The following is a 13,939-nucleotide window of genomic DNA, read 5'->3' as shown; positions in this document are numbered from 1 at the left end:
TACGTGATCACTCCGGCCGACGCACCTCCACCGTCCGGAACCGGCTCGCCACGAAGGCCCCGTCGCACAGCGCCGCGTTCGCCGCGGGGTTGCCCCCCGAGCCGTGGAAGTCGGAGAACGCCGCCGTCTGGTTCACGTACACCCCGCCCGTCAGGTTGAGCGAGAGCTGGGCGCACTCCTCCAGGCACGCCTCCTCCACCAGCCGCTCGACGTCCGGCGAGGTGGTGTAGGCGCCCACCGTCATGGCGCCCTTCTCGCGGACGGTGCGCCGCAGCAGGTCCACCGCGTCCGCCGTGGAGTCGACGGCCACCGCGAAGGAGATCGGGCCGAAGCACTCCGACAGGTACGGCGCGTCGGCGCCGGGGCTGTCCCAGAGCTTGCGGGCGCCGTCCAGCTTGACCATCACGGGCGTGCGGACGGTGGCGTCCGGGAACTCCGGGTTCGTCACCTGGCGGGAGGGCAGGGCCACCTCGCCCAGCTTCGGGGCCGCGTCGATGCGCTCCTTGACCTGCGGGTTGACCACGGCTCCCAGGAGCGCGTTGGCCCGCGCGTCGTCGCCCAGCAGCTTGCCGACGGCGCCGGCGAGGTCGGCGACCACCTCGTCGTAGGACTTCGGGCCGGATTCGGTGGTGATGCCCTGGCGGGGGATGAGGAGGTTCTGCGGGGTGGTGCACATCTGGCCGGTGTACAGGGACAGCGAGAAGGCGAGGTTGCCGAGCATGCCCTTGTAGTCGTCCGTCGAGTCGATGACGACGGAGTTGACGCCGGCCTTCTCGGTGAAGACCTGCGCCTGGCGGGCGTTGGCCTCCAGCCAGTCGCCGAACGCGGTGGAACCGGTGTAGTCGATCAGGCGCACCTCGGGGCGCACCGCGAGCGTCTTGGCGAGCCCCTCGCCGGGCCGGTCGACGGCCAGGCACACCAGGTCGGGGTCGAAGCCCGCCTCGCTCAGGACCTCGCGGGCCACCCGGACGGTGAGGGCGAGCGGCAGGACGGCGCGCGGGTGCGGTTTGACCAGGACGGCGTTGCCGGTCGCCAGGGAGGCGAACAGGCCGGGGTAGCCGTTCCAGGTGGGGAAGGTGTTGCAGCCGATGAGCAGGGAGACGCCGCGGGGGACGGACGTGAAGGACTTGCTGAGGTTGAGCGGGTCACGCTTGCCCTGCGGCTTGGACCAGTTGGCCGCCTCCGGGGTGCGGACCTGCTCGGCGTACGCGTACGCCACCGCCTCCAGACCGCGGTCCTGCGCGTGGGGGCCGCCCGCCTGGAAGGCCATCATGAACGCCTGGCCGCTGGTGTGCATGACGGCGTGCGCGAACTCGTGGGAGCGGGCGTTGATCCGGGCCAGGATCTCCAGACAGGCAAGGGCCCGGGTCAGCGGCCCGGCGTCCCGCCAGGCGGGCATCGCCGCGCGCATGGCGGGCAGCAGCCGGTCCGCGTCCGGGTGCGGGTAGGTGATGCCCAACGCGGGGCCGTACGGGGAGACTTCCTCGCCGACCCAGTCGTCGGTGCCCGGCTGGTCCAGGGCGAAGCGCTGGTCGCGCAGCGCGTCGAAGGCGGCCTGTCCGTCCGGCGCGGCGGTCTCGCCGTACGCCTTGGGGTGCTCCGCGTACGGGGACCAGTAGGCGCGGGTGCGGATGGCCTCCAGCGCCTGGTCGAGCGTCGGGCGGTGCTTGTCGAACAGCTTCGCTGTGGTCGGTGCGGCGGCCATTGATGACCAACTCCTCGTCGAGCCGGGCCGGTACAAGGGAGGGTGCGAGGACGTCGGCCCGCTGCGGGGATCCGGGGAATCCGCTGCGGACGGATACGTCGGGGACTGGGACGACAACGGCAACGCAGCTAGAGTAACCGAACGATCGGTCGGGGCAAGGGCCGTCCCCGAACCTGTGGACAACTTCCGTCGGGGAGGACCCGCGCCATGACAGCCATCGATCCGGGCAGCACCGTCGCCGTCGTCGGCACCGGCACCATGGGGCAGGGAATCGCCCAGGTCGCGCTGGTCGCGGGCCATCCGGTGCGGCTCTACGACGCGGCGCCGGGCCGCGCGGCCGAGGCCGCCGCGGCGATCGGCCGCCGCCTGGACCGCCTGGTGGACAAGGGCCGTATGACCGCCGCCGACCGTGACGCCGCCCGCGCCCGGCTCGTGCCGGTGACGGAGCCCGCCCACCTCGCCGGTGCCGCGCTCGTCGCCGAGGCGATCGTGGAACGGCTGGACGTCAAGCGGGAATTGTTCGCGGCCCTGGAGGCGGTCATCGCCGAGGACGCCCTGCTGGCCACCAACACCTCCTCGCTCTCCGTCACCGCCGTCGCGGGCGCGCTGCGCCACCCGGGGCGCCTGGTGGGCCTGCACTTCTTCAACCCGGCGCCCGTGCTGCCCCTGGTGGAGGTGGTCAGCGGGTACGCCACGGACCCGGCCGCGGCCGACACCGCGTATGCCACCGCCGCCGCCTGGGGCAAGACGCCCGTCCGCTGCGCCGACACCCCCGGCTTCCTCGTCAACCGCCTCGCCCGCCCCTTCTACGCCGAGGCGCTGCGCCTGTACGAGGAGAACGCCGCCGACCCGGCCACCCTGGACGCCGTGCTGCGCGAGGGCGGCGGCTTTCCGATGGGGCCCTTCGAACTGACCGACCTCATCGGGCAGGACGTCAACGAAGCCGTCACCCGCTCCGTGTGGGAGGGCTTCCACCAGGACCCGAAGTTCACGCCCTCTCTGGCGCAGCGGCGCCTGGTGGAGGCGGGGCTGCTGGGCCGCAAGTCGGGACGCGGCTGGTACGACCACGCCGAGGGCGCGGCCCGCCCGGAGCCGGCGACGGCCGAGCCGTGCCCGCCACCCGCCGTGGTCGTCGTACGGGACGGCGGCGCGGGACCCGTCGGGGAGCTGCCCGCGCTGATCGAGGAGGCGGGCATCAAGGTCGTACGGGAGCGGGACGGCGAGGAGCCCGGGGGTTCGCTGCGGCTCCCCGGGGGCGCGGTGCTCGCCCTGGCGGACGGATCGCCCGCCGGGGAGGCCGCCGGGCGCCGTATCCAGTTCGACCTGGCGTTCGACTACCGGTCCGCGTCCCGGATCGCGCTGGCGCCCTCCGACTCCGCGCTCCCCGGGGACGTACGGGAGGCGGTGGGCCTCTTCCAGGCGCTCGGGAAACGGGTGAGCGTCATCGAGGACGTGCCGGGCCTGGTCGTGGCCCGTACGGTCGCCATGATCATCGACCTGGCCGTGGACGCCCGGGCGCGCGGTGTCGCCGCGGAAGCGGACATCGACACGGCCATGCGCCGGGGCGTGAACTACCCCGGCGGGCCCTTCGAGTGGCTCGACCGGCTCGGCGCGCCCTGGGTGTGCGCGGTCCTGACCGCGCTGAGCCGCCAGTACGGCGGTGGACGGTACGTGCCGTGCCGGGAACTGCGGCGCCGTGCGCGCGGGCGGAAGCGGGTGCTCTAATCATGACCATGGCCAAGCGCGACACCTACACGCCCGACTCGCTGCTCGCGGTGGCCGTCGACGTGTTCAACGAGCGCGGTTACGACGGCACCTCTATGGAGCACCTGTCCAAGGCCGCCGGAATCTCCAAGTCCTCCATCTACCACCACGTCCGCAGCAAGGAGGAACTGCTGCAGCGGGCCATAAGGCGCGCGCTGGACGGCCTCTTCGCGGTGCTGGACGAGCCGGGTGCCGTGCAGGGGCGGGCGATCGAGCGCCTGGAGTACGTCACCCGCCGCGAGGTCGAGGTGCTGGTGGCGGAGCTGCCCTACGTGACGCTGCTGCTGCGGGTGCGCGGCAACACGGACACCGAGCGCTGGGCCATGGAACGCCGCCGCGAGTTCGACCAGCGGGTGGCGGACCTGCTCAAGGAAGCGGCGGCCGACGGCGACCTCAGCCCGGACGTGGACATCCGGCTGGCGACCCGCCTGCTGTTCGGGATGGTCAACTCCATCGTGGAGTGGTACCGGCCGTCCAGGGGCGGCTCGGCGAGCAGCGAGGAGATCGCCGACGCGGTGGTGCGGACGGCGTTCGCGGGGTTGCGGGCCTGAGGGGTTCGGGGACGTAGGGGGCTGCGGGCGGCTTCCGTGGGGAATCGGGGGCGTCCGGCCTGGGCTCCGTCCTCGTTCCGCCCTCGTCCCGGCACGCTGGCGGCCGGCGGCCGGTCTTGCCGCTCCCGACCTGCCGTCCGCTGACGTCCGGCCCGCCTCCGGCGCGACCCCCGGTTCCGTCCCCGGGACGGCTCCCTGTGGATAAATCCGTCCCCCTCACGGGTTTTCCGGGCTGAGATCCGACTCCTCGAAGACCAGGAGCGTGCGGGTCCCCAGCACCTCCGGGATGGACTGGATCCGGCTGAGGACGAGCTCCCGCAGCTCGCGGTTGTCCTTGGTGTGCACCAGCAGCAGGACGTCGAAGTCGCCGCCCACCAGGGCGATGTGCGCGGCGCCGGGGAGCGCTTCGAGGCGCTTGCGCACCGTGCGCCAGGAGTTCTGGACGATTCTCAAGGTGATGTACGCGGACGCGCCCTGGCCTGCCCGTTCCTGGTCGATGCGGGCGCTGAAGCCGCGGATCACGCCGTCGTCGATCAGGCGGTTGATCCGGGCGTAGGCGTTGGCGCGCGAGACGTGGACCCGCTCGGCCACCGAGCGTATGGAGGCCCGTCCGTCGGTCTGCAGCATACGGAGGATCGCGCGGTCGATGGTGTCCAACGGGCGTACGGGAGGGTGCGCACCGGAGGTGGCCATCTGTTCGTCCGGCATACCGTCCCGCCTCCCCTTTATGGACGCCCTGTATGCATCTCAGGCTTTGCAGAACCGTTTGTCCACAGCCTCGGGCCGCCTGTAGCCAAAATGTGCCAACGACCGAACAATCGGTAGGGAAGGGCCGACCGGCCCTCGTCTCTCGCATCTTTCCCGCCCGTCGCCCGCCACCACCCCCACGCGGCGCCCCGCGCCCACCCCTTCCGAACGAGGAGGTGCTCGTCATGACGGTTCTTGAGCAGTCCGGCGGCAGCAGGAGCAGGGAACAGTGGCTCGCGCCGCCTCCCGCCTGGAAGCCGCGCGCGGACGCCACCGCCCTCCTCCCCGACCCGGAGCCCCACCGCGTGCTGGGCACGGACGCCGCCGAGCGGTTGGACAGCGGTTTGCTGACCGACCTGTACGGCCATTTGGTCCGTGGCCGCCGTTACAACACCCAGGCCACCGCGCTGACCCGGCAGGGCCGGCTCGCGGTGTACCCCTCGTCCACCGGCCAGGAGGCGTGCCAGGTCGCCGCCGCGCTGGCCCTCAAGGAGCAGGACTGGCTCTTCCCCAGTTACCGCGACACCCTGGCGGCGGTGGCGCGCGGGCTGGACCCGGTGCAGGCGCTGACACTGCTGCGCGGCGACTGGCACACCGGGTACGACCCCTACGCCCACCGCGTCGCACCCTTGTCCACCCCGCTGGCCACCCAACTCCCGCACGCCGTCGGGCTCGCCCACGCGGCGCGCCTGAAGGGTGACGAGGTGGTGGCCCTGGTGCTGGTCGGCGACGGCGGGACGAGCGAGGGCGACTTCCACGAGGCGCTGAACTTCGCCGCCGTATGGCAGGCCCCCGTCGTCTTCCTGGTGCAGAACAACGGCTTCGCGATCTCGGTGCCGCTCGCCAAGCAGACGGCCGCGCCCACCCTCGCCCACAAGGCGGTCGGGTACGGCATGCCGGGCCGCCTGGTGGACGGGAACGACGCCCCGGCGGTCCTGGAGGTGCTGTCCGCCGCCGTCGAGCAGGCGCGCCGCGGCGGCGGCCCCACCCTGATCGAGGCCGTCACCTACCGCGTCGAGGCGCACACCAACGCCGACGACGCCACGCGCTACCGCACCGACGAGCAGGTGGAGGCGTGGCGCGGACACGACCCGATAGCCCTGATGGAACACGAACTGACCGCACGCGGCCTCCTGACGGACGAGTTCACGGCGAGCGTGCGCAAGGAGGCCGAGGAGATGGCGGCCGACCTGCGCACCCGCATGCACCAGGATCCGCGGTTGGACCCGATGGACCTCTTCGCCCACGTCTACGCCGAGCAGACCGGCCAGTTGCGCGAGCAGGCCGCGTTGCTGCGGGCCGAACTCGCCGCCGAGGAGGAGGTCCACGCCGGGGACGGCCCGCACGGCTCCACGGGCGACACGGCACCCGCGCGGGACCCCTACGGCGGCGAGACCCGAGGCGGCGCGCGCGTCCAGGCCGTCCCCCAGGCGCGGGGCGCGGCGCACCCGGGACGGGAGGCCCGGCCATGACCATGACGACGTCCACGACGAAGACCCCGTCCACCACCGGGCGCAAACCCGCCACGATGGCCCAGGCGCTCAACCGGGCGCTGCGCGACGCCATGGCGCAGGACCCGTCCGTCCACGTCATGGGCGAGGACGTGGGCACCCTGGGCGGCGTCTTCCGGATCACCGACGGCCTGGCCAGGGAGTTCGGCGACGACCGGTGCACGGACACGCCGCTGGCCGAGGCCGGCATCCTCGGCACCGCCGTCGGCATGGCCATGTACGGGCTGCGGCCGGTGGTGGAGATGCAGTTCGACGCCTTCGCCTACCCCGGCTTCGAGCAACTGGTCAGCCACGTCTCCCGGATGCGCAACCGCACCCGGGGCGCCATGCCGCTGCCGCTGACGATCCGCATCCCCTACGGGGGCGGGATCGGCGGCGTCGAGCACCACAGCGACTCTTCCGAGGCGTACTACATGGCGACGCCCGGCCTCCACGTGGTCACGCCCGCCACGGTCGCCGACGCCTACGGCCTGCTGCGCGCCGCCATCGCCTCCGACGACCCGGTGGTCTTCCTCGAACCCAAGCGCCTGTACTGGTCCAAGGCGGACTGGTCCCCCGAGGACCCGGCGCCCGTCGCCCCCATAGGGCGGGCCGAGGTCCGGCGCCCCGGTAGCAGCGCCACGCTCATCACCTATGGGCCCTCGCTCCCCGTCTGCATGGAGGCAGCGGAGGCGGCCACGGCGGAGGGCTGGGACCTGGAGGTCGTGGACCTGCGGTCGCTGACGCCCTTCGACGACGAGACGGTCGTGGCGTCCGTCCGGCGTACGGGGCGGGCGGTGGTCGTCCACGAGGCGAGCGGCTTCGGCGGTCCTGGAGGGGAGATCGCCGCGCGGGTGACGGAGCGCTGCTTCCACCACTTGGAGGCGCCGGTGCTGCGGGTCGCGGGTTTCGACATCCCGTACCCGCCGCCGATGCTGGAACGGCACCACCTGCCGGGCGTGGACCGCGTGCTGGACGCGGTGGCCCGGTTGCAGTGGGAATCGGACTGGACCGAAGGGGGCGGCTCGTGATGGCCGAGGTCCGTGAATTCGCCCTGCCCGACCTGGGCGAAGGGCTCACCGAGGCGACGATCGTGCGATGGCTGGTCGAGATCGGTGAGGTGGTGGCGGTCGATCAGACCGTCGTGGAGGTCGAAACCGCCAAGGCGCTGGTGGAGGTGCCGTGCCCTTACGAGGGCGTGGTCACCGCACGGCTCGGTGACGAGGGCGAGGAGCTGCCGGTCGGGGCGCCCCTGCTGACGGTGGCGGTCGGCGAGAGCGCGATGCCGCCCGGGGAGCCGTCGGGAGGCGTGGCCGGTGGGGCCGCCGACTCTGGTGGGGCGGTCGGGGCTGGTTCCGGCGTTGGGTCTGCTTCCGGTGTCGGGGCTGCTTCTGGCGTTCGGTCTGCTTCTGGTGGGGGCGGCGGGGCCGCGTCCGGTGGGACGGCCGTACGGGGTGCCGGGGCCGCGTCCGGTGGAGCGTCGGTGAACGGGCGCGCGCCTCAAGGGACGGCGGGCACCTCCGCGGACGAGGGGTCGGGGAACGTGCTCGTCGGTTACGGGACCACGGCCGCCACCGGGCGCCGCCGCCGGACCCGGCCGGTGGCTCCCCACCCAGTTGGAGAGACCGCCCGGCCGACCGCGCCCGAGGCGCCGTCCACCCGTTGGTCCGGCACCGCGGCGATAGCCCCGGAGGTGCAGCAGGTCACCGCACCGGCGAGCCGCACCGCCCCGCACGGAGGCGGCGTCCGGGGGGCGGTCGCCGTCATCTCCCCCCTCGTCCGGCGACTCGCCCGCGAGTACGGCCTGGACCTGCGGGACGTGAGGGGCACCGGCCCGGAGGGGCTGATCCTGCGCGCGGACGTGGAGCGCGCGGCCCGGGAGCGCGAGTCCGCGCCGACCGGGGCGCCGATGGCGGCGGGCACCGCAACCGTGGTCGCCGAACCGGCCGGCCAGCCGGTCACCTACGGGCGGCTGCCGGGCGAGGCCGAGCGCATCCCGCTCCGGGGGATGCGGGGCGCTGCGGCGGAGAAGTTCCGCCGCAGCCGCCACGAGATCCCCGACGCCTCCTGCTGGGTCGACGCCGACGCCACCGAACTGCTCGCGGCGCGGAAGGCGATGAACGTTCCCGGCGCCCCGAAGGTCTCCCTCCTGGCGCTGCTCGCCCGCGTCTGCACGGCCGCGCTGGCGCGCTACCCGATGCTGAACTCCACCGTCGACACGGAGACCAACGAGATCGTCCGGCTCTCCGGCATCCACCTGGGCTTCGCGGCACAGACCGACCGGGGACTCGTGGTGCCCGTGGTGCGCGACGCCCAGGCCCGCACGGTGGAGGGGCTGTCCGAGGAAATCGCCCGCCTGACCGAGTCGGCCCGCAACGGGCTGCTCACCCTGGCCGAGCTCACCCACGGCACCTTCACCCTCAACAACTACGGCGTCTTCGGCGTCGACGGCTCGACGCCGATCATCAACCACCCGGAAGCCGCGATGCTCGGTGTGGGCCGAATAACGCCCAAGCCCTGGGTGGTGGACGGTGAGCTGGCGGTGCGTCAGGTGGTGCAGCTGTCGCTCACCTTCGATCACCGGGTGTGCGACGGGGGGACGGCGGGCGGGTTCCTGCGGTTCGTCGCCGACTGCGTGGAACGGCCGGCGCTGCTGCTGCGGGGGCTGTGATCGTCGGGGGCCTATGGGGCTGAGGGGGCGGCGCTGGGCCCGTCCGGCGGCCTGGCGGGGCGGTGCTGCGGGCTGACGTGGGCGCTGGTGGGTCCGGGCTGGGCTGGGCCGGGGCGGTGCGCGTCCGGCCCGTCGTCCGCCACTCGGCAGAGATACGGGCCCGGGACGAGGACGCGGCCCATGGGCCCGCCCCCGGCCACCCCCGGCCACCCCCCGGCCTCCGGCGCACGGCGGTGGATACTGGCCGGATGAGCGACCACGACCCCTACGACGCGCTCGTGCTGGCCGGGGGCGCCGCGAAGCGGCTGGGCGGTGCGGACAAACCGGCCTTGCCGGTCGGCGGTCGCCCCCTCCTGGACCGGGTGCTGGCCGCCTGCCCGGACGCGGCGACGACCGTCGTCGTCGGGCCGCCCCGGCCCACCGTCCGCGAGGTCGTCCACGCACGGGAGGACCCACCGGGCGGCGGCCCGCTCGCCGCGCTGGGCGCCGGTCTGCGTCACACCTCGGCCCCGGTCGTCCTCGTTCTCTCCGCCGACCTGCCGTTCCTCACCCGTGGGACGGTGCGGAGCCTGCTCGCGGCGGTCGTCCCCGGCCCGGACGCGAGGTTCGGGATCGGAGAGGGGCCCGGCTCGGGGTGCGATGATCACCGCGCCCCCGTCCCCGTACCCGTAAAAAACCGCAGGCCCTTCCAGGACCACGACCGGCACCACGACCGCAGCCCCGGCACGCCCCCGCTACCCAGCCGTTCCACCACCCCCGACGGCGCGCTACTGCGTGACGCCCACGGCCGGGACCAGCCGCTCGTCGCCGCCTACCGTTCCGCGTCCCTGCACCGTGAGCTGGCGGCGCTCCGCGCCGAGCACGGGACCCTGCACGGCCTCCCCCTCCGGGCGCTGACGGCCCGGCTGGCGCTCCGGCGCGTTCCCGACCCCACGGCCACGGCGGCCTTCGACTGCGACACCTGGGAGGACCTGAGCACGGCGCGCCGCCGCATCAGGGAGCATGGAAGCGTGTTGGACGAATGGATCACCGCAGCCAAGGCCGAGCTGGGCATCGAGCTCGACGTGGACACGGCGGCACTTCTCGACCTCGCGCGTGACGCCGCACACGGCGTCGCCCGCCCGGCCGCGCCGCTGACGACCTTCCTGGTCGGTTACGCCGCCGCCCAGCAGGGCCGGGAGGTGTCGGAACTGGCGGGCGTCCTGGCGGCGTTGGCCAATCGGTGGGCCGCTGAAGGGCAGGAGGCGGGTACGGCGTCGGACGGCCCACCGGGCGCCCCCGGGAAGCCCACGGACGGACAACCTCACGACGTGCAGCCGGAAGCGAATCAGGGCCATGAATGACGGCGAGTTCGACGATGCGTTGGCGCTGGTCAACGACCTTTTCGGCGAACGGGGCAGCAGCGCGCGCCGGCGCCCGGTAGCCAGGGACCCCGAGGAGGACCGTCCGGCCGCCCGCCGTAAGGACGGTCTGCCGGAACCGGTGCCGGGCTTCCCCTGGGACCCGGACACCGACGACTGGGCCCACGGGCAGCCGGATACGGCAAACGGCCGGGCGCACCGGCAACCGCCCGGCGAGCCGCGACGGGCCACGGCACCGGAGAAGAAGAAACGGTCCGGGACGTCGGACCAGGAGAAACGGTCCGGGACGCCGGAAAAGGAGAAGAGGCAGACATCCGGCCTCGGCACTGGCCTTGGCACCGGTCTCGGCACCGGTCTCGGCCGCGACACCGGTCTCATCATCGGACTCGACGATGAGGCCGATGACGCGTTCGCCGACGAGCACTTCGCGGACGACGACTTCGCCGACGAGCACTTCGCCGACGACGACCTCGACGACGACCTCCCGTTCCTGAACGGCGGGCCCACCGGCGGGCCCGCAGGCAGGCCCACCGGCACCCCCACCAACACCCCCACCAGCACCCCCCACCCCACCCCAACGAACCGCCCCTCCCGAACCACCGCACCCCCCGACGCCCCCGTGATCCCCAACCCCAGCCCCAACCACAGTCCCGCCCCCGCCCGCCCCGCCCCCGTCTCATGGCGTCACGCCCGCGCCGTGGCGGCCCGGGCGGCGTACGGCGCGCTGGAGGCGGCGGCCTGTCCGCTGGACGAGGCGCTCGGCCACACGCTCGCGGAGCCCGTCACCGCCCTGACGGACCTGCCGCCCTTCGACACCTCCGCGATGGACGGCTGGGCCGTCTCCGGACCCGGCCCCTGGCACATCGTCGGCCCCGCCCACGACGACGAGGCCCCCGGCACGGACGACCCCGACACCCCGGCCAAGAACCGGGCCACCGAAACCCGGACCCCCGAAACCCGGACCACCAAAGCCCAAACCACCGACGACGAGAACGACCCCGGCATCCTCGCCGGCCACGAACCCACCGCGCCCCTCCCGGACGGCCACGCCATCCGCATCGCCACCGGGGCCCGCGTCCCGTTCGGCGCCACCGCCGTCCTGCGCAGCGAACACGGCGAGGTCCGCGAGCACTCACCCCGTTCCCGGCACGGAGGCGAGCCGTCACCCCGCCCCCACAGCGGACGCGCACCCGGCCCCGAAGACACGACCGCACCCGGCACAGGCGCCCCAGCCCCCACCGCCCGGCTGCACGCCCACGACCCCGCTCCCCCGGGGCAGGACATCCGGCCGCGCGGCCAGGAGTGCCGCCGCGGTGATCAACTCCTGCCCGCGGGCGCCCTGGTGACCCCCGCCGTCCTCGGCCTGGCCGCCGCGTCCGGCTACGACGAACTGGTGGTGCACCGCCGCCCCCGCGTGGAAGTCCTCGTCCTGGGTGACGAGTTGCTGCACGAGGGGCTGCCGCGCGGGGGCCGCATCCGGGACGCGCTGGGCCCGATGCTCGGTCCCTGGCTGCGCGCGCTGGGCGCCGAGGCGGCCCCGTCCCGCCATCTCGCCGACGACGCCGAGGCGCTGTACGAGGCCATCGCGTCCACCACCGCCGACCTGGTGATCACGACGGGCGGTACGGCCGCCGGACCCCGGGACCACGTCCACGCCACGCTCGACCGGCTGGGGGCGGAGATCCTGGTGGACGGCGTGGCGGTGCGCCCCGGGCACCCGATGCTGCTGGCCCGGCTGAGCGCGCACCAGCACCTGGTCGGCCTGCCGGGCAACCCTCTCGCCGCCGTGTCCGGGCTGGTCACGCTCGCCGAGCCGCTGCTGCGGACGCTGGGAGCGCGTCGGCAGCCCGACTCCTACAAGGCGCCGCTGACCACCGCCGTGCCCGGCCACCCCCGTGACACCCGTCTCGTGCCGGTGGCCTACCGCGACGACGTGCGGGAGGGGGTGGTGGCCGTACCGCTGCGGTTCAACGGTCCGGCGATGCTGCGCGGGGTCGCGGTGGCGGACGCGCTGGCCGTCGTCCCCCCGGGCGGCACGGCGCGTGGCCAGGAGGCCGACATCCTCGATCTCCCCTGGTCGGCGGACTGGAACGACCAGTGCGAGTGGGGCCGGCGGACGGACCCGGGCCAGGAGCCGAGCCGGAACCGGCGCCCCGCCCCCGATGCGAAACGTCCCGGGTGCCCCGCCCCCGACCGGAAACCCGCCCCCGACGAGAAGCCCGAAAGCCGCACCACCCCCTCCCCCGGAGGCCCCGCGTGAAGCTGCCCCTGCACGATGCCGCGGCCCGGGACACCCCGGAGGATCTGTCCCGCCGCGTGCGGATCCCGCACCGGGCCCCGGTCGCCCCGCTGCGGCAAGTGGTGCGCCGGCTGCTGATGGCGCTGCTCGTCCTCGTCGTGACGGTGCTGATCGTCTGGGTGGACCGGGACGAGTACCACGACAACGCGGACGACACCGTCGACTTCCTCGACTGCGTCTACTACGCCACCGTCACCCTCTCCACCACCGGATACGGCGACATCGTCCCCTACGGGGACGGCGCCCGGCTGCTGAACATCCTGCTCATCACGCCCCTCCGCGTGCTGTTCCTGATCATCCTGGTCGGCACCACGCTCGAAGTGCTCACCGAGCGCACCCGCGAGCAGTGGCGACTGAACCGCTGGAGGAAAGCCTTGCGCGATCACACCATCATCGTCGGGTTCGGCACCAAGGGCCGGTCCGCCGTACAGACCCTGTGCGCGACCGGGCTGACCCGCGACCGCATCGTCATCGTGGACCCGAGCCCGAAGGTCATCGACGTCGCCCTCGCCGAGGGGTTCGCGGGCGTGCTGGGTGACGCCACGCGCAGCGACATCCTCCTGAGGGCCGAGGTCCAGCGCGCCCGGCAGATCGTCATCGCCACCCAGCGCGACGACACGGCCGTCCTGGTCACCCTCACCGCCCGGCAGCTCAACAAGAAGGCGAACATCGTCGCCGCCGTCCGCGAGGAGGAGAACGCGCCGCTGCTGCGGCAGTCCGGCGCCGACTCCGTGATCACCTCGGCGAGCGCCGCCGGGCGGCTGCTCGGCCTGTCGGTGCACAGCCCCAGCGCCGGGACGGTCATGGAGGACCTGATCCAGCAGGGCAGCGGCCTCGACCTGGTCGAACGGCCGGTGGTCCGCTCCGAGGTCGGCAAGTCCGTCCGGGAGACGGACGACCTGATCGTCGCGGTGCTGCGCGGCCACCGGCTGCTCGGTTACGACGACCCCGCGGCCAGCCCGCTCCAGACCGCCGACCGGCTGATCACCATCGTCCGCGCCGCTCCCACGGAGGACGAGGACGAGCCCCGCCCTGGCCCCGGCACCCACCCCGGCCTCCCCGGCCACGGCGTCGCCTCGATGTCCCCGATATCCCGGGTCCGCCGGCCCCAGGACTGACCCGCTCCGGAGGCGGCGCGCCAGGACGGAGCGCGCCAGGACGGAGCCGGAGCCGAACCGAGCGGAAGGGGCGGGAACCCGGCAGGAACCGAGCGGTACGAAGCGGGAACCCGGCAGGAACCGAGCAGAACGAAGCGGAAACCGAGCGAAAACCGAGCAGCAACCGAGCAAGACTGCCCAGGAACCGATCCGGACCGGCCGGGCGCCGCCCCCGGCACCACCGGACGCGGCGG

At 73.8% G+C, this 13,939-nt stretch carries 10 protein-coding genes; 8 read left to right on the top strand and 2 right to left on the bottom strand.

The features are described from left to right. Positions 1 to 7: 7 nt before the first annotated feature. A complete protein-coding gene (paaN, locus tag ABZX96_RS21535; protein ID WP_355546747.1) occupies positions 8 to 1,705 on the bottom strand; it encodes a phenylacetic acid degradation protein PaaN in 1,698 nt (565 codons plus the stop codon). A gap of 207 nt (positions 1,706 to 1,912) precedes the next feature. On the opposite strand from paaN, the gene ABZX96_RS21530 reads away from it, so the two are divergent. Both ABZX96_RS21530 and ABZX96_RS21525 read left to right on the top strand, forming a co-directional pair. Further along, positions 1,913 to 3,430: a 3-hydroxyacyl-CoA dehydrogenase gene (locus ABZX96_RS21530; protein WP_355546745.1), complete on the top strand. Its 1,518-nt coding sequence runs from the start codon at positions 1,913 to 1,915 to the stop codon at positions 3,428 to 3,430. A gap of 2 nt (positions 3,431 to 3,432) precedes the next feature. Further along, positions 3,433 to 4,020, top strand: a complete 588-nt coding sequence (locus tag ABZX96_RS21525; RefSeq protein WP_355546743.1) for a TetR/AcrR family transcriptional regulator — start codon at positions 3,433 to 3,435, stop codon at positions 4,018 to 4,020. A 216-nt stretch (positions 4,021 to 4,236) separates the two neighbouring features. Here ABZX96_RS21525 and ABZX96_RS21520 read toward each other — a convergent pair whose 3' ends face one another. Further along, a complete protein-coding gene (locus ABZX96_RS21520; RefSeq protein ID WP_355546741.1) occupies positions 4,237 to 4,728 on the bottom strand; it encodes an Lrp/AsnC family transcriptional regulator in 492 nt (163 codons plus the stop codon). A gap of 224 nt (positions 4,729 to 4,952) precedes the next feature. On the opposite strand from ABZX96_RS21520, the gene pdhA reads away from it, so the two are divergent. From pdhA to ABZX96_RS21490, 6 genes are all read left to right on the top strand, one after another. Then, complete coding sequence (pdhA, locus tag ABZX96_RS21515) at positions 4,953 to 6,239, top strand: pyruvate dehydrogenase (acetyl-transferring) E1 component subunit alpha (RefSeq protein WP_355546739.1); 1,287 nt, start codon at positions 4,953 to 4,955, stop codon at positions 6,237 to 6,239. 2 nt (positions 6,240 to 6,241) lie between these two features. Next, positions 6,242 to 7,288: an alpha-ketoacid dehydrogenase subunit beta gene (locus ABZX96_RS21510; RefSeq protein ID WP_355546806.1), complete on the top strand. Its 1,047-nt coding sequence runs from the start codon at positions 6,242 to 6,244 to the stop codon at positions 7,286 to 7,288. Next, positions 7,288 to 8,928 carry a dihydrolipoamide acetyltransferase family protein gene (locus tag ABZX96_RS21505; protein WP_355546737.1) on the top strand — a complete coding sequence of 547 codons (1,641 nt, stop codon included), beginning with the start codon at positions 7,288 to 7,290 and terminating at the stop codon, positions 8,926 to 8,928. The genes ABZX96_RS21510 and ABZX96_RS21505 overlap by 1 nt, the downstream gene beginning before the upstream one ends. 248 nt (positions 8,929 to 9,176) lie before the next feature. Beyond that, on the top strand, positions 9,177 to 10,271 hold the full coding sequence (locus ABZX96_RS21500; protein ID WP_355546735.1) for a DUF6457 domain-containing protein: 1,095 nt from the start codon (positions 9,177 to 9,179) through the stop codon (positions 10,269 to 10,271). Then, positions 10,264 to 12,549: a molybdopterin molybdotransferase MoeA gene (locus ABZX96_RS21495; RefSeq protein WP_355546733.1), complete on the top strand. Its 2,286-nt coding sequence runs from the start codon at positions 10,264 to 10,266 to the stop codon at positions 12,547 to 12,549. The genes ABZX96_RS21500 and ABZX96_RS21495 overlap by 8 nt, the downstream gene beginning before the upstream one ends. Continuing rightward, positions 12,546 to 13,706, top strand: a complete 1,161-nt coding sequence (locus ABZX96_RS21490) for a potassium channel family protein (protein ID WP_355546731.1) — start codon at positions 12,546 to 12,548, stop codon at positions 13,704 to 13,706. Before ABZX96_RS21495 ends, ABZX96_RS21490 begins: the two co-directional genes overlap by 4 nt. Positions 13,707 to 13,939: the final 233 nt, after the last annotated feature.

The sequence above is a fragment of the Streptomyces sp. NPDC003077 genome (assembly GCF_040611095.1).
GTDB lineage: Bacteria > Actinomycetota > Actinomycetes > Streptomycetales > Streptomycetaceae > Streptomyces.
Note: the sequence above shows the minus strand (reverse complement) of the source record. Positions and strands in the feature narration are given on the sequence as shown.

What these genes read in the sequence shown, in the direction of transcription:
- paaN (WP_355546747.1), bottom strand. Translation starts at nt 1,705, where the DNA reads ATGGCCGCCGCACCGACCACAGCGAAGCTGTTCGACAAGCACCGCCCG.
- ABZX96_RS21530 (WP_355546745.1), top strand. Translation starts at nt 1,913, where the DNA reads ATGACAGCCATCGATCCGGGCAGCACCGTCGCCGTCGTCGGCACCGGC.
- ABZX96_RS21525 (WP_355546743.1), top strand. Translation starts at nt 3,433, where the DNA reads ATGACCATGGCCAAGCGCGACACCTACACGCCCGACTCGCTGCTCGCG.
- ABZX96_RS21520 (WP_355546741.1), bottom strand. Translation starts at nt 4,728, where the DNA reads ATGCCGGACGAACAGATGGCCACCTCCGGTGCGCACCCTCCCGTACGC.
- pdhA (WP_355546739.1), top strand. Translation starts at nt 4,953, where the DNA reads ATGACGGTTCTTGAGCAGTCCGGCGGCAGCAGGAGCAGGGAACAGTGG.
- ABZX96_RS21510 (WP_355546806.1), top strand. Translation starts at nt 6,242, where the DNA reads ATGACGACGTCCACGACGAAGACCCCGTCCACCACCGGGCGCAAACCC.
- ABZX96_RS21505 (WP_355546737.1), top strand. Translation starts at nt 7,288, where the DNA reads ATGGCCGAGGTCCGTGAATTCGCCCTGCCCGACCTGGGCGAAGGGCTC.
- ABZX96_RS21500 (WP_355546735.1), top strand. Translation starts at nt 9,177, where the DNA reads ATGAGCGACCACGACCCCTACGACGCGCTCGTGCTGGCCGGGGGCGCC.
- ABZX96_RS21495 (WP_355546733.1), top strand. Translation starts at nt 10,264, where the DNA reads ATGAATGACGGCGAGTTCGACGATGCGTTGGCGCTGGTCAACGACCTT.